Raw genomic sequence first — 19,574 nt, forward strand, 5'->3', positions numbered from 1 at the left:
GACGATGAGCCGGTCACCGCTTGGGCCGGCCCGGCGCACGCGCGGGCTGGGTTTCAGGGCTGAAAACCGGGAACTTTCGAGCTGGCCTGGCCGACGCGCGCCAGGGCGACCTTTCACATCACCGGAGAACGAATATGGACATTCTCGAGTACGCACTGCTGGCCGTGGGCGTCATCTGCCTGGTCATCGGCTATCGCAGGAACAGCCGCAACATCTTGCTGGCCGCGGCCCTGGTGTTGTTCGCGGCAGCGGGCCTGGGCAGTTTCGTTGATGGTTTCGTTGACGGCTACAGCGGTCCCCTGGCGTCGCAGCGCTAGGGGCACCGCCCGCGCCGGCGCTTGCGCCGGGTGCCACGGCGCGGGCGATCAGGCGTACTCGTCCAGCAGGCCGCGGCTGCGCACGAGGATCGGGGCGGGTGCGGCGGCAACGCCGGCCAGGGTGCCGGTGTCGCTGCTCCCGGTAACGCCGCGCGGTGCGGGCTGGTTCTGCCCGGATTGTTGCTGCGCCTGGCCCTGGCCGATGTCGGTGTTGCCCAGCTGCATGCCCTGCTGACCGAGCATTTCGCGCAGGCGCGGCAGGCTGGCTTCCAGTGCCTGACGCACCTCGGCATTGGCGCTGTGGAAGCTGGCGTTGACCTGGCTGCCGTCCAGCTGGATGCGCACATCGATCGGGCCGGCGTTTTCCGGGTTGAGGCGGATCTGCGCATGGCCAAGCTTCTGTTCGGCCATCCACCCGATGCGTGCGCCCAGGCCATCGTCGAAGCCATCGTCCGGGCGCGTCGGCATCGCCAGCGGCGTGGCGGTGACCGCGTTGCTGGTCAGCGGACGATCCAACGTGGGCGCGGTGGCGCCGGTGCCGGACAGGCCAAACAATGAAGTCCTGTCGTCCTTGTCGGTCTGCACCGCGAACGTGCTGCCAGCATCTGCGTCGGCCGCCACGTTCAGCGCCAGCTTGAGCGCATCGGCCGGCGTGTCGGTGGAGGCAGCGGCCCTGGGATCGAGCAGCGCCGAGAGTGCGCCGGCCTGGGCCAGGCCCGGCGATTGCTGCAGCTGGCTGGCGGCATTGCTGGCCAGCAGTGCCGAAGCCGTGCCGGTGCCTGCGCCGGTGGCGCTGGTGTCGGCGACCGGCAGGGTCACCGCGTTCTGCGCGGGCGGGGCCGGTGCAGTGATCGCCAGGCTGCCGGCCAGCAGCGCCAGCATCTGCTGGGACAGCGTGGTCTGGGCCGGCGGGGTGCCTTCAGCCGCGGGGTCGGCATCGGTGGCCTCGGCGAGCCTGGTCGCCAGCGGAGGCGTCGCGGCGGCATCGCCCGGTTCCTGCGCCCCTAGCGCGGCGCGCATCGACAACGCATCGGCCGGTGCCTCGGCGGCGGCCATCCTGGCGCTGTCCTTGGCCTGCGCAGTGGCCGAAGCGGCCGTCGTGCCCACTAGCTTGGCGGCATTGGCGGCCAGGGAGGCGGCCTGGTTGGTGGCGGCCGCCGCAGCGGCTGCGCCCTGCTGCTGCAAGGAGGACACGTTGTGCATGGCAAGCGCCGTCGTGGTGGAGGGCGGCGCCAGCCCAGCGGGGCTGGCCGCCGCGGGCACAGCTGCGTCCTGGGGGGAAGCCGAGTTGGCGCTGGCATCGGCACTGGCGGCGAAGTCGGCGTAGCTGAGCCGGTCCTGCGCCGCCTCGCTGGGCGCGCGGGCATTGGCCAAGCCGCCGCCACCGGCGCCGGCCAGCAACACGTTGCCCTGCGTTGCGGCGGCGTTGCCCACGCTCATGCGTCCTCTCCTTCGCTGACCGCCAGGGCGGTGCCCTTGCTGCGACGGCTGCCGATCTCGTCCAGCTCGCGCTGGGCCTTGGCCTGTTCGACCTGTGCTTCCTGGGCGCGATAACTGTCGGCCAGCTTCTCCAGCACCAGCGTCTGGCGGCTGGCCAGCATCAGGCGGGCGCGTTCGACATCGCTGAGCTGGCGGCTCCTGTCGACGATGCCGGCCTGCTGTACCACAGCCGCATTGAGCCGCTCGCGGAAGGCGATGCGGTTGACCAGCAATGCCGGCGAAATGGTCGCGTTGGCCGGCGAGGCGGCGTATTCCTCGGCGTAGCGGCGCAGCGCCTCCAGGCGCTCCTGCTGCTCGCGCACGGCCTGTTCGCGTTCGGCCACCGTGCGGGCGGCCTCATCCTGGCGCTGTTGGGTCACCTTGATCAGCGGGTCGAGCCGTTGGGAGCGCATGGTCGTGGGTCTCTTGCGTGGGGGCTTTCGTGGGTTGAAACGGTTACTGCGTGAGCGGGAACGGCTGGCCGTTGCCCTCGTCGAGCAGGCGCGAGAGCGCATCGCGGCTGGCGGCCACATCCGAGCACTCGCGCACGTCCTGGCCGAGGAAATTCTGGATCGCCGGCCAGCGCGCAAGCGCCTGGTCCACATTCGGATCGCTGCCGCGCTGGTAGGCGCCGATCGCGATCAGGTCGCGCTGGGCGTTGTAGGCGGCGATCAGGCGCTTGAGCTTGCGGATGTGTTCGCGCCAGGGCGCGTCGGTGATGTCCTGCATCACCCGGCTGACGGATTGCTCGATGTCGATGGCCGGGTACTGGCCGGCATCGGCGATGCGTCGGGTCAGCACGATGTGGCCGTCAAGGATGGCGCGCGAGGCGTCGGCGATCGGCTCCTGCTGGTCATCGCCTTCGGTCAGCACGGTATAGAAGGCGGTGATCGAACCGCGCCCGTCGGCGCCCATGCCGGCACGCTCCACCAGGGCCGGGAGCTTGGCGAACACGCTGGGCGGATAGCCGCGGGTGGTCGGCGGCTCGCCGACCGACAGCCCGATCTCGCGCTGGGCCTGGGCGAAGCGGGTCAGCGAATCCATCAGCAGCAGCACCTGCAGGCCCTGGTCGCGGTACCACTCGGCGATCGCGGTGGCGCGCAGCGCGCCATGCAGGCGCGCCAGCGGCGGACGGTCGGCCGGCGCGGCGACCACGACCGCGCGGCGCAGGCCTTCCTCGCCCAGCGTGGCTTCGACGAAATCGCGCACTTCGCGGCCGCGTTCGCCGATCAGCCCGACCACGATGACGTCGGCCCCGGTGAAGCGGGTCATCATTCCCAGCAGCGTGGATTTGCCCACGCCCGAGCCGGCGAACAGGCCCACGCGCTGGCCGCGGCCGATCGGCAGCACGGCGTTGATCGCGCGCACGCCGACATCGAGCGATTCGCTGATCGGCATGCGCGAGAGCGGGTTGATCGGGGTGCCGGCCAGCGCCACGTAGCGTTCGGCGCGAATCGGGCCCTTGCCGTCCAGCGGTGTGCCTTCGTTGTCGATGACCCGGCCGAGCAGGCCTTCGCCGACGGCCACTTCGCCCTTGCGATGGATCGAGACCACGCGCGCGTTGGGCAGCAGGCCCTGCAGGTCGCCGGTCGGCATCAGGTAGGTGCGGTCGCCGGAGAAGCCGACCACCTCGGCATCGACCCAGCGTCCGCCGGAGGTGGCCACGCGGCAGCGCGAGCCCATCGGCGCGCTGCAGCCGGAGGCTTCCAGGGTCAGGCCGACCGCGCGGCGCAGCACGCCTTCGCGGACCAGGCCCATGTGCGGCGGCTCCGGCGCGGCCGCGCGCAGCCGCTCGGCCAGGCGCAGGTTGCGTGCGCCCTGCAGGCCCTCGATCGTGGCGGCGCGGTGCGCAGTGGTGTTCATTGCGGGGTCGTGGCCTCGTCGCTGGCGGCCAGGGTGGCTTCCAGCACCGACTGCAGCCGTGCATGAAGCGTGCCGTCGATGCGCACGCCCTCGCTGTGCAGGCGCAGTTCGCCGCGGCCCAGGGCCGGGTCGGCGGTCAGGCGCACGCCGTCCAGGCCGGCCAGGTGCGGGGCGAGCACGCCAAAATCATCGCCGTGCAGGCGCAGTTCGATCTCGCGGCTGCCGCTGCCCACCGCATCCAGGGCTTCGCGCACCAGGTCGGCCAGCAGGGTCGGGTCGGCGGCATAGGCGCGTCCGACCAGCACCCCGGCGATGCGCACCGACAGGTCCGCCAGCGCATCGGCCACTTCGCCATCCAGGCGCGCCAGCGGATGGATGAAGCCATCCAGCACGCCCTGGATCTGGGCGATGCGGCGCTGCACCTCGGCCTGGCCGGCGGCGACACCGGCGGCATAGCCGGCCGCGTGGCCCTCTTCCTGGGCGGCGCTGCGGATCTGGTCGATCTCGGCGGCGGTCGGCGGCTTGGGCAAGGCCGGCTCGGCCGCGGCCGGCCCCAGGCCGGGGGCGTTCCAGCGCACCGCATCGGCGGCGGGTGCGAAGGGGCTGCTCATCAGATCAGGGCCTCGGCGCGGGTGCTGATGGAGATCTCGCCGGCCTCGGCCATCTTGCGGACCTGGTCCAGGATGTCCTTCTGCGCCGATTCCACTTCGGCCAGGCGCACCGGGCCGCGCGCTTCCATGTCGTCGAGCAGGATCTCGGCCGCGCGCTGGGACATGTTGCGGGTGATCTTCTCGCGCACCCGCATGTCGGCGCCGCGCATGGCCAGGGCCAGCTTGTCGGTGGAGACCTCGCGCAGGATCGCCTGCATGGTGCGGTCGTCCAGCCCGGCCAGGTTGTCGAACACGAACATCAGGTCGCGGATTTGCGTGCCCAGGCTGTCGTCCACCTCGGCGATGGCCTTGAGCAGCGCTTCGTCCTGGCCGGCCTCGACGAAATTGAGGATGTTGGCCGCGACCTTGGCCCCGCCGATGGCCGAGGGCTTGGTCTGGCTGCCGGTGAACTGGCGCGCCATCACGTCATTGAGTTCGGCCAGCGCCTGCGGCGGGATGCCGTCCAGGGTGGCGATGCGCACCAGCAGGTCGCCGTGCAGCTCGGCCGGCAGGCACTTGAGCACTTCGGCGGCCTGGTCGCCTTCCAGGTGGGCCATGACGATGGCGATGATCTGCGGGTGTTCGTTGCGCACCAGCTGGGCAATGGCCTTGGGCTCCATCCACTTGAGCGCTTCCAGGCCGGGGGTGTTGCGGCCGGTCAGGATGCGGTCGATCAGGCCGCTGGCACGTTCCTCGCCCAGCGCCTGCATCAGCACGGCGCGCACGTACTCGTCGGCACCGTCGCCGATCTTGGCCGGCTGCTGCAGGGTGTCGACGAACTGGCCGATGATCTGCTCGACCACCTTGTGCGGGATGTCGCCGACGCTGGCCATGGCCAGGCCGAGCTTCTGTACTTCGCGGGCGCCCATGTGCCTGAGCACTTCGGCGGCCTGGGCTTCGCCCAGCGACAGCAGGACCACGGCCGCGCGCTGGGTGCCGCTGAGTTTTTCGTCCTGGTCAGCCATCGGACGCCACCATCTCGCGCACGACCTGGGCCACGCGCTTGGGATCGGCGCTGGCGATCTCGCGGGCGCTCTGCAGTTTCTGGTCGAAGCCCGGGGCCGGCGGCAGCACCGGCTTGGGCGAATAGGCCGGGGAGAGCTTCACCGGCACGTCCTCGTCCTCCACCATCTCGCCGGCCACCGTGGGCATCACCTGCGGCCCAGCAGCCACCGGCGCCAGGGCGCTGCCGGCTGCGCCGCGCGGGGAGAGCATCGACCTGAAGGCCGGGCGCAGCACGAAGAAGATCAGTCCCAGCACCGCCAGCCCGCCCAGGACCAGGCGCGCGATGGTCAGGGTGCGCGGGTCCTGCCACAGCGGCACCGAAGTGTCCGGCGCGTCGATGGCCGACGCGGCGAACGGCGCGTTGACCACCGAGACCACGTCGCCGCGCTGCTGGTCGTAGCCGATGGCCTGCTGGACCAGAGTCTGGATGCGCTTGAGTTCGGCATCGCTGAGCGCGCGGCTGGCGGCGGGCTTGCCCGCGGCGGCCGGGGCACCGGCCACGTTGTCCACCAGCACCGCGGCGGTGACCCGGCGGATGCGCGGAGCGGCTTGGCGGGTGTGGGTCAGGGTGCGGTCGATCTCGTAGTTGCGCACCGAACTGCGCGTGCCCTGGCCACTGCCGGGATTGGCGGCAGCGGTGGCGTCGGCGGCCGGCGCGGCGGCGTTGGCCGGTGCGGCCGGGCTGGCGGTGTTGGCCGGGGTCGGGGTGTTGCTGGCGCTGCCCGGCACGCCCTGGGCATTGGCGTTGGAAGGGGACAGGGTGCCCGATTCGCTCAGCTGTTCGCTGCGCACGATCGCCGGCTGCGGGCCGTAGGTCTCGCTGGCCTGTTCGGTCTGGGCAAAGTCCATGTCCACGCTGACCTTGGCGCTGACCCGGCCAGCGCCGGTCATCGGCGCCAGCAGTTCCTCGATGCGCTGCACGTACATCGCTTCCTGGCGACGCTGCTGCTCGAACTGCTTGTTGCTCACCGCCTCCTCGCTGGTCGGATCGTCCTGCGAGAGCAGGCGGCCGAACTGGTCGACCACGGTGACCCGCTCGGGCGACAGGTCCGACACCGAGGAGGCCACCAGGCGCTCGATCGCATCGATCTGGTTCTGTTCCAGGGTCTGGCCGGCGTTGAGCTGCAGCACCACCGAGGCACTGGCCGGCTCGTTCTGGCGGGTGAAGGCCGATGGCTTGGGCATGGCCAGGTGGACCCGGGCTTCGCGTACCGGACGCAGCTGGGTGATGGTGCGGGCCAGCTCGATCTCCATCGCGTGCTGGTAGCGCGCGTTCTCGACGAACTGGCTGGTGCCGAAGCCCTGGTCGCCCTGCAGCGACTCGTAGCCGGCCGGGTTGGCCGCGGCGATGCCGGCGCTGGCCAGGGCCATGCGCGCGGCACCGGCCTGGTCGGCCGGCACGGTCAGCGCGCCGGAGGCGGGGTCGAGCTTGAACGGGATCTGCGAGGTGCGCAGCGCATCGGAGGCCTCGGCGGTGGACTTGGCATCCAGCCCGGCCTGGACCATCACGTCGTCCGGCTTCTGGGTCCAGAAGAACAGCCACAGGCCCAGCGCGATGGCCGCTGCGGCCAGCACGAACACCCCCAGCTGGCGCACCACCGGGATGTCCTGGAAACGCCCGAGCTCGCGCAGGGCGTTGGCAGCTTTGGGAAGGGCGGTTGCGCTCATGGGTCGGGTCGGCTTGGCTGGGTGTGTCAGGGCTTGGGACGGGGACTGGTGACTCGGGACTCGGGACTCGGGACTCGGGACCCGGGACCCGGGACCCGGGACCCGGGACCCGGGACCCGGGAAAGCGTTCTGCTGTGGTCTTGTTGTCTTTTTCTGTCGGGACCCGGGACCCGGGACCCCCGAGACCCGGACCCGGGGAAAGCGTGTCCTGCCGTGGCCTTCTCGTCTTGGCGATTCAAGCTGTGGCGTGCGTCTTTCGATGTTGTCTCTGCTTTCCCGGGTCCCGGGTCCCGGGTCCCGGACCCCGGGTCCCGGACCCCGAGTCCCGGGGAAAGCGTGTCCTGCCGTGGCCTTCTCGTCTTGGCGATTCAAGCTGTGGCGTGCGTCTTTCGATGTTGTCTCTGCTTTCCCGGGTCCCGGGTCCCGGACCCCGAGTCCCGGCCTCACACCGGCATGTTCATCACGTCCTGGTAGGCCTGGACCAGGCGGTTGCGGACCTCGACCGTGGCCCGGAATGCCACCTGCGCCTGCTGCATGGCGACCATCGTGCGGGCCAGGTCGGCGCGCGGATCGCCCAGTTCGAAGGCGGTCTGCAGCGCGCCGGCGTTGGCCTGGGTCTGGCTGACGTTGTCGATCGCCCTGGACAGCAGCTGGCCGAAGCCTGCGCCGTTGGCCGGCGCCGTTTCGCCGGTGCCGCCGGGCTTGCCGACGTTGCCCAAACCGCCGACGTCGATGGCGCTGCCGGGCCCTTCCCGGGTGCGCGCTTCATGCGCGCGGATCTGGGAGAGGATCGAGGAGATGGCGTCGGTCATTGCGGCTTTCCGGCGGACGGGTTCTTGACCTGATCAGGCAAATCCCGTGCCACCGGCCCCGTCAGAAACCTGCCGCGACCGCCGGCATGACGTCGCTGGCCTCGCGGTCGATGCCGTACTTGCGCAGCTTCTCCACCAGGGTGGTGCGACGCAGGCCCAGCAGCGGCGCGGCGTGGGCGACCACGCCACCGGCCTGGGCCAGGGCGGCGCGGATCAGGTCCAGTTCGATGGTGGCGATGTGGTTGCGCAGGTCGATGCCGGCGGCCGGCAGCGTGCTGTCGCTGGCCGGCGCCGTGGCGGCCGGGGCGGCCATGGTGACCGGCACCGACGCGGTGGCGACCGGCTCGGCCAGGGCGGCCATCAGGTCGCTCTGGTGCACCTGCGGCCGGGCGATCTGGGAGAGCACCGGGGCCGCGTCCAGGCCTTCGCCGGGCGGCGTGCCGCGGTAGCGCGGCGGCAGGTCGGCGGCGCGCACGGTGGCGACCGGGTGCAGCACCGACAGGCGCTCGATCAGGTTGGACAGCTCGCGCACGTTGCCCGGCCAGGGGTGGCGCTTGAGCGCGGTGATGGCTTCCTCGGACAGGGTCACATGGCCGCGGCCCTGGTCGCGCAGCTGGCGGGTGATGGCCTCGACCAGCTCGGGCAGGTCCTCGATGCGCTCGCGCAGGGCGGGCATCTCGATGGGGAACACGTTGAGCCGGTAGAACAGGTCCTCGCGGAACTGGCCGGTGCCGATGCGCGCTTCCAGGTCGCGGTGGGTGGCGGCGATGACGCGCACGTCGCACTTGATGGTCTGGGTGCCGCCGACCCGCTCGAAGCTGCGCTCCTGCAGCACGCGCAGCAGCTTGACCTGCATGGCCAGGGACATGTCGCCGATCTCGTCCAGCAGCAGGGTGCCGCCTTCGGCCATCTCGAAACGGCCCTTGCGCTGGGTCAGGGCGCCGGTGAAGGAGCCCTTCTCGTGACCGAACAGTTCGCTTTCCAGCAGATCGGCCGGGATCGCGCCGCAGTTGACCGCGACAAAGGGCTTGGCGCGGCGGGCCGAGCGCTCGTGCAGGGCGCGGGCGGCCACTTCCTTGCCGGTGCCCGACTCGCCCAGGATCAGCACGGTGGTGTCGTGCGGGGCGACCTGGTCGATCATGCGGTTGAGTTCGACCGCGCGCGCGCTGCGCCCGGTCGGGCCGGACTGGGCGCGGCCGACCCGGGCTTCGGCTTCGGCGTGCTTGACCGCAGCCTTGGCCAGTGCGTCCTGCAGCTGGGTGCGGCGCACCGGGAAATCCAGCGGCCACACGGTCTGGCGGTGCAGGGCGGCGCGCCAGGCCGCGTCCGGGGCGTGGCCGGGCAGCTCCAGCACCGGCGGGTGCAGCGGCTGTTTGGCCAGCCAGGCGGTGAAGCCGGCCAGCGCGGCATCGTCCACCTCGCCGACGATCACCGCCATCCAGTCGGTCGGGCGCGCGCGTGCCAGGTCGATGTCGGCCACCTCGGCGACGATGCGCGGGGTGTAGTCCATGAACTCCAGCAGGGTCGCCACGCGCTCGGCGCGGTCCATGTCCTGGTCGATGACGAGAATGCGGGCGGTGTTCATCAGGCGGCGACCTGCTGGCTGTTCTGGCGGGACTGGCGGGCCTTGGCCGGACCGATGGACAGCTGATCGCGGTACTTGGCCACGGTGCGGCGGGCGATGCGCACGCCCTGGCGGGCGAGCAGGCCGGCGATGACCTCATCGGCCAGCGGCGCGGTGCGTGGTTCGTCCTCGATCAGGCGCTTGACCATGGCGCGCACCGCGCTGCCGGAGACATCGGCGCCTTCCAGGCGCACCGCGAACAGGCGCTTGAGCTCGATCGTGCCGCGCGGGGTCTGGATGTACTTGCCCGAGACGATGCGCGAGACGGTGGATTCGTGGACGCCGATGGCGTCGGCCACCTCGCGCAGGGTCAGCGGCAGGATGGCTTCCTCGCCATGCTCCAGGAAACCGCGCTGGCGCTCGACCAGCAGCTGGGCGGTGCGCATCAGGGTGTCGTTGCGCATGGCCAGGCCGCGGACCAGCCAGCGGGCCTCGTCCAGCAGGCCGCGCAGCACCGCGTTGCCGCCGCCGGTGCCGGACAGGGCGCGCTCGCAATGGGCCGAGATGCGCACCCGCGGGCTGCTGTGGCGGCCCAGCGCGACCCGCCAGGCGCCGCCGGCAAACCACACCACCACGTCGGGCACGATGTGGGCCGGCTCGGCCATGGCTGGGGCCTGGGCCGGATGGGGCCGCAGCGACATCAGCAGGGCGACGGCGGCCTGGACCTGCTCCAGTGAGGCGCCGGTGGCGGCGGCCAGGGCGGCATCGTCGTGCGCGGCCAGCAGGTCCAGATGCTCGGCCAGGATGCGCGCGGCCAGGGCGTTGGCCGGGCCTTGCGGGGCCATGCGCAGCTGGGCGCGCAGACACTCGGCCGGATCGGCGGCGGCCATGCCGGGCCATTCGCCGTGCAGCAGGCGCTGGCGCACGACCTGCAGCTGGTCCACATCAAAGCAGGCCGCGCCCTCGGCCAGCAGCGCTTGCAGCGGCTGCTCCAGGTAGCCGTTGTCGTCGCAACGGTCCAGCCACCAGGCGGCCATGGCCAGCTCGGCCTTGCGCCAGGACAGGGCCAGCAGGTCCAGCAGGCGCAGGCGCATGTCGCTGGACTCGCCTTCGGCGATGCGGGCGCTGGCATCGTCCAGATCGCCGCCGCCGGCGCTGTTGCCGGACAGGCCGGACAGGAAGGCCGCCTCGGGCAGTTCGTCCCAGGCGGCGGTTTCGCGCTGCGCCACTTCGGCGTCCTCGCCGGTGTCGAGCTCGGGCTCGGCGTCTGCGGTTTCCAGCAGCGGGTTGCGCTCCAGGGTCTGGGCCAGTTCCTGTTCGAGCTGCTGGCCGCTCAGCTGCAGCAGGCGGATGGACTGGAGCAGTTGCGGCGTCAGGTTGACGCCTTGCGCCATCCTGGCGGTCAGGGTGCCTTTCACGTTGATTTCTCCGGGTCATCCGGCTGCGGTGCCGGCTTGGGAGCTATCGTGAAGTTGACGCGACGGGTCTCTAATCAGGGTGATCCCTGTAGGGACTCGGGGTTTTCCCGGCGCAATGTAAGGCAATGCCCGACATTGCGTCGTAAAAATGACGTGAATCGAAGCGGTTGGCCATGAAGTGACACGCCCGGTCAGGTGTCGACTGCGTCACAAGACGGGGGTTTTGTCACGGCCGGTCGTAGTGGCGCATGGCCACGCGCAGCAGCTCGCCGGCATTCCGGCAGCCGAGCGCTTCCATCATGCGCGCGCGGTGGGTTTCGACCGTCTTGACGCTGATGTGCAGGTCGGCGGCGATCTGCTTGGTGGTGCGCCCGGCGCCCAAGGCGTCGAGGATCTCGCGCTGGCGGCGCGGCAGGCTTTCCACATCGCCCGGCTCGCGTGCGGCGCGGTAGCCGCGCAGCTGTGGTGCGGCGACCTGGGGACTGAGGAAATTGCGACCGGCCGCCGCCGCACGCAGCGCGATCTCCAGCTCGGCCGGCGAGGCGTCCTTGACCACATAGCCCAGCGCCCCGCGCGAAAGCGCCTCGCGCACGTGCAGCACGTCCTCGTGCATGGACAGCACCACGATGGCCGCCTCGGGACAGGTGCGGCGCAGTTCGGCCAGCGCATCAAAGCCACTGCGGCCCTTCAGCGACAGGTCCAACACGATGACCTCCGGCAGCACCTGCCGGGCCTTGATCACCACCTCGTCGGCACCCGCGGCCTCGCCGACGACCTCCACCCCGTCCATCGCGTCCAGCAGGCGCCTGACCCCGGCGCGGACAAGGGCATGGTCATCGCAGATCAGCACGCGCAAGGGTGAGACTCCCGTTTCGGCCGCCCTGGCCGCATGCCACCTTAACGAAACCACCGGCGCGGCAACAAGGCGCCGGTCGCCCCAGGGCCTAACGCTCGCGGCGCAGCTGCGCCACCTCGCGCCGATGAATGCGAAAGACATGGCGTTCCAGCGCCGATTGCAGCGCCGGCGAGAGCTGCACGAACGCCAGCCAGACCCGTGTCCCCGCACTTTCGGCCTGCACCGCCAGCACCTGCGCAGGCAACAGCAACCGGGTTGGCAGCCAGTCCGAGGCACGCATGCGCAACAGGCCTTGCTGGCCGGCCGCGGGCGGGTCACTTACCACCAGCTCCACCCCGCGCGCGGACCACACCAGCGGCTGGCGCGGATCGCCGCGTTCCTGCGCGGCCGCCAACTCGGCCACCAGCAGGGTCAGGACGTCCAGTTTGGCCTCCATGCGCAGCAGTGCCGGCTCGCCCTGCGGGTCCTGCTCGTCGCTGCGCGCGGCGCCGTCGTCGATCACCGCCAGCGCGCGCAGCAGTGCTTCGCCCTGGGCGCAGGCGTCCTGGACCGCCGCCGGCAGCAGCGCGCCGGGCAGGAAGCGGGCCGCACGGGTTTCCTCCAGGGTCAGGATCTCGCCGAACAGGGCGTGGCGAGCTTGCTCGGGCGTCATCGAAGGAACCTCGGTCATGGCGCGCTCGCTCGGATCGGGCCGCAAGGATGGCGCAAACGGCGTGCTGGGTGGGTGCACCCCCTCCCTTTCGCATCGCGAAGGGGAGGGCCGGGGAGGGGTGCTTTTGGGGACGCAACAGCACCAAGCCAACAGCAACCCCTCCCCAGCCCTCCCCTGCTGCGCAAGGGAGGGGGTCAGGAGCACGCCGCGCCCTGAGGCCTACTTCAGCGCGCGCAGCCAGGCGTTGGCGCCACGGCGGCCGGCGTCCAGGCGGGCCAGTTCCATCGCGGCGGTGTCGCGCGCGGCGCGCAGCTGGCCCATCAGGCCGCGGTGTTCGGTCAGCAGCTGCAGCCAGGGCGCTCGGTCGGCGGTGTTGAGGTCGACCCCGGCCAGGGCCACGACCAGCTGGTGCTGATGCCGGGCCAGCAGCTCGGCGGCCTGGTCGAAATCCTCCACGCCGATGGCCTGGCCGATGGCCGCTGCCGGCAGCGCGGGCACGCCCGCCGTCGCGGACTGCGGCGCGGCGTCCATCACGGCGCCTTCGGCGCGATCTGGCGCCAGGCCGACTCGATGTCGTCCAGGATGCCGTCGATCTCGTGCAGCGGGGCGGCATCGTTGTTGAGGTTAGCCGCCAGCAGGCGGCGCTGGCAGTAGTCATACAGCGCGGCCAGGCCCTGGGCGATCTCGCCGCCGGCTTCCATGTTCAGCGCGCCGTTGAGCCCGCCGATGATGGCGCAGGTGTCGGTGATCGCGTGTGCCTTGCGGGTCACATCGCCGCGCTCCAGCGAGGCGATCGCCAGGCGCACGCGCTCGCGCGCGGTGGCCAGCATGATCGCGATCAGCTGGTGCGGGCTGGCATCGAGCACGGCACTGCTGGCGCCGGTCTGCTTGTAGTGGTTGGCGAGGCTGCGCGCGTTCATGGGGCGGCTCGGTTAGTCATTGCTGCTGCTCTTGGCAAGTTGCTGGGTCAGAAAATCGCTGGTGCTCTGCAGCTGGGTCATCAGCGTGTCCAGCGCGGTGAACTGGGCCTTGTAGCGCGCCTCGGCGGCGGCCATGCGGGTGTCCAGGGCTTGCTTCTGCGCATCGAGCTTCCTGGTTTGCGCGCTCAGGCTGTCGCTGCGCGAATCCAGCAGGCCGCCGCTGGTGGTCAGGCCTTTGAGCACCGTGGACATTCCGCTCACCATCGTGTCGGTGCCGCTGCCGAAGACCTTGGTCAGCGCCGAGGCGTCCTTGGCCATGGCCGCGCTGAAGTCGGCCTGGGACAGGGTCATCGAGCCGTCCTTGGACAAGGTGATTCCCATGGCCCCCAGATCGACCACGTTGGCGCTGACCAGATCGCGCAGCTGGCGGCTGGTGCCACGCACCATCGAATCTCCGTTCAGCGCGGCGGCGACCTGGGTGCTGCTGTTGTAGCTGGTGGTCGAGGCGATGGACTGCAGCACCGCGTTGTACTTGTCGGCGAAATTCTTGACCGCGGTGAACTGGGCCGCGGTGTCGTTGGTGATCGTCATCTGCGTGGTGGTGCCCACACTGGCGGTGGCGAGATTGAACGTCACCCCATCCACCATCCCGGTGACGGTATTGCTGGCGCTTTTCTTCACGATGCCATCCACCTTGACCTGGGCATCGCTCGCAGCCACCAGCTGGGTCATGCTTCCGGGCGCACCGTCGCCGTAGCTGAGGGCCGAGAGGTCGCCGCTGTCGTTGTTGGCGCTGATGGTCATGGCGTTGTTGGTGCCACCGTCCAGCGAGGTCATCACCAGATGCGCGCCATCTTCGCCGGTCACGATGCTTGCCGCCACGCCCTTGCCGCCGGCCGCGGCGTTGATGGCATCGCGGATGCCGGCCAGGGTGTTGTTGGACGAGGAGATGCTCACGTCCAGGCGGGTGCTGCCATATTTGATGGTCAGCGAGCCTGTGCCGACCACGGTATCGCGCGTCGCAAAACCGCTGGAAGACAGCTTCTGCGCAGCCGCAAGCGAGACCACTTCGACTGAATAGTTGCCCGTCGCCGCGCCGGAGGAGGCCGTCGCGGTGAATCCGGCGCCGGTGCCCATGGAAACCGCGCGCGCGTCCGTCGTGGTCTTGCTGGTCAAGCTTGTGATCGCGGAGGTCAGCGCAGAGAACGCCGAACGCAGAGTCGCGACCGCCGACACCTGCGCGGTGATCTTGGTCTGCGTTGCTGCGTAGCGCGTATCGGTCGGCGCGCGTTCGGCGGCGACCAGCTGGGACGCCATCGACGTGGCGTCGATCGTGCCACCGGTGGTGCCAATGGTGGTCATGCACGGCCTCTGGCGCGGGGCTGGGCGTCTGGCACCGTGTTGGCGTTGCGCATGGCGCGGTCCTCGCGGAAAGGTACAGCGGGAGGATGGGAGGATGAGTCCGGCTGCACCGAGCAGCCACAGGCAAGATGCATGCCGTCCTGTTCCAAATCCACGCCTGAGCCTGGTTGCGTGCGCTTGGAACAGGACGCGGCCGATGTGGCCACGCCCTGGTGTTGCGGGATTACGAGATCAGCTTCAGGACCGACTGGGTCGACTGGTTGGCCTGGGCCAGCATCGCGGTACCGGCCTGCTGCAGGATCTGGTTGCGGGTCAGTGCAGCCGATTCCTTGGCATAGTCGGTGTCCTGGATGCGGCTGCGGGCGGCCGACAGGTTCTCCGAGGTGGTCGACAGGTTCGACACGACCGAGGTGAAGCGATTCTGCACCGCACCCAGATTGGCGCGCGCGGAGTTGATTGCTTTCAGGGCGTTGTCGATCTGGCCGATCGCGGCTTGGGCGTCTGTGAAGCTGCTCACGCTGGTGGTAGAGATGCCGATACTGCTGGTGGTGGTGCTGACGGCGCCGTCGGTGAAGCCCTTGGCGGCCGCAGCGGCGGTGCCGCCGATCGTGATGGTGGCGCCACTCAAGGTCAGCTGCCCGCTCACGGCATCGAACGACGCGCCCACGCCGGTCTGTGCCGAAACGCGATTGATCGCTTCAGCCAACTGGCTGGCGCGTTCCTGCGAGTTGGCAGCAACCGGGATGGCGCCGACGTCAACGGTGGCAGGAAGCCCGTCGGGGCCAGTGCCGGTGATCGTCAGGCCGCCAGCGGAAATTGCAGTGGCGTAACCGGTGATGGAAGAGGCTGCGATGGTGGTGGTGGCGCGGGTGTAAGTGCCGCCCAGGGCTGCGGTCTGGGCATTAACGCCGCTGACCGAGATGGTCTGGCCGACATCGGCGCCGACCTGAAAAACAAAAGGATTGGTGCTGGTGAGCAGCGACTGGCCGTTGAACTTGGTCTGCGAGGCGACGCGCTGGATCTCGTCCTTCAGCTGGGTGACTTCCAGGTTCAGGGCGTCGCGGTCGTCCTGCGAGTTGGTGGAGTTGGACGCCTGGACGGCCAGCTCACGGATGCGCTGCAGGTTGTCGCCGATGGTGCTCAGCGCGCCTTCTGCAGTCTGGGCCAGCGAGATGCCGTCGTTGGCGTTGCGCGCGGCCTGGTCCAGGCCGCGGATCTGGCTGGTCATGCGCTGGCTGATCGCAAGGCCGGCGGCGTCGTCCTTGGCGCTGTTGATGCGCAGGCCCGAGGACAGGCGCTGCAGCGAGGTGGCGAGGTCGTTGCCGGACGCGGTCAGGTTGCGCTGGGCGTTCAGCGACGACACGTTGGTGTTGATGACTGAGGACATGGGAAAGCTCTCCTGGTTGGGTGGTCCGGCGGCGACTGAGAGGGCTCGGCCGGGTTGAGGCAGGGTGTGGCCGGGATTGGCCCTCTCCGCTGCTGATAGGTTTAACGGCACAAGGTGCGTTGCCTTTAGCCCTGGATCGAACATTCTTTCGAGGTTTCTTGCCGGGCCACTTTCAAAGACATTGCCCAGTTGCTGGCGCGTCCGGCCGTGTCATGTGTGTCGTGGATCGACACGAATGCGCTCAAACCAGATAGCGGCAGCGAGGACGCGGACTTGAGGCCGGTTCAAAAGGCCTTGCGAAGACGCAGGTGTGGCGCCTGACAGGGATAAATGGAGCGTGTTGCCGTCATCCCCGCGCAGGCGGGGATCCATGCTGGAGGACGGTCAGGCTGCGATACAGCGGGTTGTGGCGATCTGCAACTGCCCCAGCCCGGGTTCCCGCCTTCGCGGGAACGACGATCAAGCAGTTGGTGCGAGTTGTTTTCTGCAAGTGCAGTGCACCTACATCAGGTCGAACAGCGACTTGCTCTGCACCGCCAGCATGGTTTTCTGTGCCGCTTCCAGTGCGATCTGCTGGAGCGAAAGATTGCTGGCGGCCTCGGCCGGATCGACGTCGCGCAGGGTGGACAGGGTGGTCTGCAGGCTGACGCCATAGGCGCTGCGCACGTCGGTGGCATCGTCCAGTGCAGCCAGGCGCGAGCCGGTCTGCGAGCGGCTGAGCAGGAAGTGGTCCTGCGCGGTACTGATGTCGCCCAGGGCGCGATTGAGCGCATTGCGGCGGGTGGCCACTTGCGCATCGGTGGTGGCCGGGGCTTCCAGGGCATCGGCCAGGGTGTCCAGGGTGCTGAAGATGTCCTGGTTAGGCGCCTTGCCCAGGGTGAAGCGGTCGCCGGCTGCCGGCGCGCCACTGAGGGTCATCTGGATGCCGGCCCCGCTGATGGTGCTGCCGGCGGTGTAGCTGCCGGTGGACATCACGGTGCCGGCGCTGTCCAGGAGCTGATAAGCGTCGGCGGCGGTGAAGCTGACCGTGACCGACTGTCCGTTCCACAGGCTGTTGTCGGTCACCGCGCTGCCGCCGATGACGCCGCTGCCGGTGTTGCTGCTGGCGGCGGTGGCCACGCTGGTGCCGTCACCGGTGCGGATGCGCAGGAACAGGGTGCTGCCGGCATCGGTGCCGGCCACTTTCAGGTTGGGCGCCACTTCGACCCGGTTCTGGCCATCGTCGCCGACGTAGCTGACGTTGCCGCTGGCGTCCTGGGTGAAGGGGATCACCGCGTCGCGCGAACCGGCAAACAGCGGGTGCCCGGTGCCGTCATCGCGATTGGCGATGGCCAGGACGGCCTCGCGGATCTGGCGCAGTTCGGCGGCGATGGAAGTGCGGTCGGCGGCGTTGAGGGTGTCGTTGCCGGCCTGGATGGTCATCTGGCGCGCGCGGTCCAGCTGGGTGCCCACGTCGGTCAGCGCCTGCTCCTGCGAACGCAAGCGGTGCTCCAGCAGCGCCGCGTCCTTGTCCTGCTGGTCCAGGGTCGCGATCGCGTGGTCCAGGCGCTGGGCCTGGGCCATCCCGGCCGGGTCGTCGGCGGCGGTGATCAGCTTCTTCTGCGTGGTCAGTTCCAGCTGCGAGCGGGCGACCCTGGACTGCTGGGCCAGCATCGCGGTCAGGCTCTGCTGGTGCATGCCCATGGTGGAAAGGCGGAGCGTCATGGCAATCCCCGGTCAGCGGCCCACGGCCGCGAGCAGTGTCTGGAACATCGTGTCGGCGGTCTTGACCACCTGCGCGGCGGCCTGGTAGGCCTGCTGGAACTTCATCATGTCGGCCGCTTCCTGGTCCAGGTTGACGCCGCTGACCGATTCGCGCTCGGCGCTGACCTGGGCGTCGATGGCCTGCTGGGCGTCCAGGCTCAGCTGGGCGTGGCTGGCCTCGGTGCCGGCCCTGGCGGTGAGCTGGCTCATGGCCATGGTCAGCGACTGGGTACCGCCGCTGAGCAGCGGCTTGCCATCCAGCGCCGAGAACAGCTGCGCATTGGCGTTGCTGGACGAGCGCGCCGGCGTGGCGGCCAGGTTGAAGCGGTCGCCTGCGCTCGGGGTGCCGCTGAGGGTGATCGACCAGCCGGTGGCCGGATCGGTGATGGCCGCGCCAACGGTGTAACTCTGCGGCGGGCCACCGTTGATGGTGTACGAGGCTGCGTCGATGAAGTCGATCTGGGCGCCACTGAAACCGGCAAACGCGGTGGCATTGGTCACCGTGGTGGCGGCCACCGCCGCGTTGCCCAGGTTGGCGGGACTGGCGCTGGCCGACATCGCGCCGGCGGCGGCGACCTGGGTCGGGTCGGTGATCGCCACCGCCAGGCTGCCGGCCGCGCCGGCGGTCGGATGCACGGTGAAGGTGTCGCCGACTGCGGCGCTGCCGGACATCGTCAGGCGCACGCCTTCGACCAGCAACGGGTTGGCCGCCGAGCCGTCACCGGCCATCGGCACGATCACGCCGGTGTCGGCGCGCTGCGCGGTCCAGCCGCCGGCGCTGTAGCGCAGCACCAGGTCCTTGCCGGTAAGACTGCCGATATCGCTCACCGCGGTGGTGAAGGCCGCGGTCCCGGTGTTGGCCGCGTTGCGGTTCACGCTCGGAGCGCCGATGGAGAACAGCGCGCTGCCCACGTTGCCGTTGTAGTCCACGCCCGCGGCCTGGGCGTCGTTGAAGCTCATTGCGGTGGCGGTAGCCAGGCGCCCAAGCTCGGCGCGGGCCGGGTCGAGCACGCTGGTGCGGAACTCCAGCAGGCCGCCCAACGCGCCTGAAATCGACGCGTCCGGCAGGCGCACCGCCCTCCCGTTGCCGGTGTCCAGGCCGACCTGCGAGCGCTCGGGCCGGTCCGGGTCCTGGAGCGCGGTCAGGGTGTTGGCCTTGGCGCCCAGCACCAGCGGCTGGCCGCCGATGGTGAACACGTTGAGCGCGCCATCGTCCTGGGCCACGGTGGTGGCGCCCACCAGCGCGGCCAGCTTGGTGACGCGCAGTTCGCGCGCATCCAGCAGGTCGGGCGAGGCGTTGGCGCCGGAAGCGGCGATGGTCTTGTTGAGGTCGGCGATCTCCCTGGCCAGCTGGTTGGCGTCAGCGACCTTGCTCTTGAGGTTCTCGTTGGTTTCATCGTCGATGGTGGACAGCTGGCCGTCCACCGAATTGAAACGCGCCGACAGCGACTGCGCGGCGGCCAGCAGGGCCTCGCGCGCGCTGGTCGAGGTCGGGTCGCTGCTCACGCCCCTGGCCGCGTTGAAGAAGGCCGACATCGGCACGGACAGGCCGGTGGCCGAATCGGACAGCAGGCTGTCCACGCGCCCGGCCATCGAGGACAGGCTGGTCAGACGGCCGACTTCGCTGCTGCTGTTGACCTGGCGGCCGAACACCAGGCCATCGGCCAGGCGCTGCAGTGCGCTCACGTCCACGCCCTGGCCGGTGTAACCCAGGCCGTTGCCGACCGAGGTGCCCACGCGCGCGGACAGCTCCACCCGTTGACGGCTGTAGCCTTCGGTGGTGGCGTTGGCCACGTTGTTGCTGATGGTGCCCAGCGCCCGCTGGAAGGCCATCAGCGCCGAGCTTCCAGTGGAGAGCATGCTGGTCATGGCCTCATC

18 protein-coding genes are annotated in these 19,574 nt (G+C 70.1%); 1 reads left to right on the plus strand and 17 read right to left on the minus strand.

Features of this window, described 5'->3' with window-relative positions:
* Window positions 1-134: 134 nt before the first annotated feature.
* A complete protein-coding gene (locus tag DSC_RS02060; RefSeq protein WP_014159456.1) occupies window positions 135-317 on the plus strand; it encodes a hypothetical protein in 183 nt (60 codons plus the stop codon).
* Between the two features lie 48 nt (window positions 318-365).
* Here the strand turns inward: DSC_RS02060 and DSC_RS15620 are convergent, their stop codons facing one another.
* From DSC_RS15620 to flgK, 17 genes are all read right to left on the minus strand, one after another.
* Window positions 366-1,757 carry a flagellar hook-length control protein FliK gene (locus DSC_RS15620; protein WP_014159457.1) on the minus strand — a complete coding sequence of 464 codons (1,392 nt, stop codon included), beginning with the start codon at window positions 1,755-1,757 and terminating at the stop codon, window positions 366-368.
* Window positions 1,754-2,209: a flagellar export protein FliJ gene (gene fliJ / locus DSC_RS02070; RefSeq protein ID WP_014159458.1), complete on the minus strand. Its 456-nt coding sequence runs from the start codon at window positions 2,207-2,209 to the stop codon at window positions 1,754-1,756. The genes DSC_RS15620 and fliJ overlap by 4 nt, the downstream gene beginning before the upstream one ends.
* 43 nt (window positions 2,210-2,252) lie before the next feature.
* Window positions 2,253-3,659, minus strand: coding sequence for a flagellar protein export ATPase FliI (gene fliI / locus DSC_RS02075; RefSeq protein ID WP_014159459.1), 1,407 nt, complete (start codon window positions 3,657-3,659; stop codon window positions 2,253-2,255).
* The gene (locus DSC_RS02080) at window positions 3,656-4,270 is read right to left on the minus strand and encodes a FliH/SctL family protein (RefSeq protein ID WP_014159460.1); all 615 of its coding nucleotides are present in this window, start codon (window positions 4,268-4,270) and stop codon (window positions 3,656-3,658) included. Before DSC_RS02080 ends, fliI begins: the two co-directional genes overlap by 4 nt.
* Complete coding sequence (gene fliG, locus DSC_RS02085) at window positions 4,270-5,274, minus strand: flagellar motor switch protein FliG (protein ID WP_014159461.1); 1,005 nt, start codon at window positions 5,272-5,274, stop codon at window positions 4,270-4,272. The genes DSC_RS02080 and fliG overlap by 1 nt, the downstream gene beginning before the upstream one ends.
* Window positions 5,267-6,982, minus strand: coding sequence for a flagellar basal-body MS-ring/collar protein FliF (gene fliF / locus DSC_RS02090; protein ID WP_014159462.1), 1,716 nt, complete (start codon window positions 6,980-6,982; stop codon window positions 5,267-5,269). The genes fliG and fliF overlap by 8 nt, the downstream gene beginning before the upstream one ends.
* Before the next feature lie 443 nt (window positions 6,983-7,425).
* Window positions 7,426-7,794 carry a flagellar hook-basal body complex protein FliE gene (gene fliE / locus DSC_RS02095; RefSeq protein ID WP_014159463.1) on the minus strand — a complete coding sequence of 123 codons (369 nt, stop codon included), beginning with the start codon at window positions 7,792-7,794 and terminating at the stop codon, window positions 7,426-7,428.
* Window positions 7,795-7,855: 61 nt separating this feature from the next.
* Window positions 7,856-9,379: a sigma-54 dependent transcriptional regulator gene (locus DSC_RS02100; RefSeq protein WP_014159464.1), complete on the minus strand. Its 1,524-nt coding sequence runs from the start codon at window positions 9,377-9,379 to the stop codon at window positions 7,856-7,858.
* Window positions 9,379-10,776 (minus strand): RNA polymerase factor sigma-54, encoded by a 1,398-nt coding sequence (gene rpoN, locus DSC_RS02105; RefSeq protein WP_014159465.1) that lies wholly within the window; start codon window positions 10,774-10,776, stop codon window positions 9,379-9,381. Before rpoN ends, DSC_RS02100 begins: the two co-directional genes overlap by 1 nt.
* A 226-nt stretch (window positions 10,777-11,002) precedes the next feature.
* Window positions 11,003-11,632, minus strand: a complete 630-nt coding sequence (locus tag DSC_RS02110; RefSeq protein ID WP_014159466.1) for a response regulator — start codon at window positions 11,630-11,632, stop codon at window positions 11,003-11,005.
* Window positions 11,633-11,720: 88 nt separating this feature from the next.
* The gene (locus DSC_RS02115; RefSeq protein ID WP_052299759.1) at window positions 11,721-12,302 is read right to left on the minus strand and encodes a PilZ domain-containing protein; all 582 of its coding nucleotides are present in this window, start codon (window positions 12,300-12,302) and stop codon (window positions 11,721-11,723) included.
* 201 nt (window positions 12,303-12,503) lie between these two features.
* Window positions 12,504-12,815, minus strand: a complete 312-nt coding sequence (locus DSC_RS02120) for a hypothetical protein (protein ID WP_014159468.1) — start codon at window positions 12,813-12,815, stop codon at window positions 12,504-12,506.
* Window positions 12,815-13,204 carry a flagellar export chaperone FliS gene (gene fliS / locus DSC_RS02125; RefSeq protein WP_014159469.1) on the minus strand — a complete coding sequence of 130 codons (390 nt, stop codon included), beginning with the start codon at window positions 13,202-13,204 and terminating at the stop codon, window positions 12,815-12,817. Before fliS ends, DSC_RS02120 begins: the two co-directional genes overlap by 1 nt.
* Before the next feature lie 12 nt (window positions 13,205-13,216).
* The gene (gene fliD, locus DSC_RS02130) at window positions 13,217-14,566 is read right to left on the minus strand and encodes a flagellar filament capping protein FliD (RefSeq protein ID WP_014159470.1); all 1,350 of its coding nucleotides are present in this window, start codon (window positions 14,564-14,566) and stop codon (window positions 13,217-13,219) included.
* A gap of 223 nt (window positions 14,567-14,789) precedes the next feature.
* A complete protein-coding gene (locus DSC_RS02135) occupies window positions 14,790-15,953 on the minus strand; it encodes a flagellin (RefSeq protein WP_014159471.1) in 1,164 nt (387 codons plus the stop codon).
* A 501-nt stretch (window positions 15,954-16,454) separates the two neighbouring features.
* Window positions 16,455-17,657 carry a flagellar hook-associated protein FlgL gene (gene flgL, locus DSC_RS02140; RefSeq protein WP_043290333.1) on the minus strand — a complete coding sequence of 401 codons (1,203 nt, stop codon included), beginning with the start codon at window positions 17,655-17,657 and terminating at the stop codon, window positions 16,455-16,457.
* A 12-nt stretch (window positions 17,658-17,669) separates the two neighbouring features.
* The gene (gene flgK, locus DSC_RS02145; RefSeq protein ID WP_014159473.1) at window positions 17,670-19,565 is read right to left on the minus strand and encodes a flagellar hook-associated protein FlgK; all 1,896 of its coding nucleotides are present in this window, start codon (window positions 19,563-19,565) and stop codon (window positions 17,670-17,672) included.
* Window positions 19,566-19,574 lie beyond the last annotated feature (9 nt).

Origin of the sequence: Pseudoxanthomonas spadix BD-a59 (genome assembly GCF_000233915.3) — a bacterium.
GTDB classification, from domain to species: Bacteria; Pseudomonadota; Gammaproteobacteria; order Xanthomonadales; family Xanthomonadaceae; genus Pseudoxanthomonas_A; species Pseudoxanthomonas_A spadix.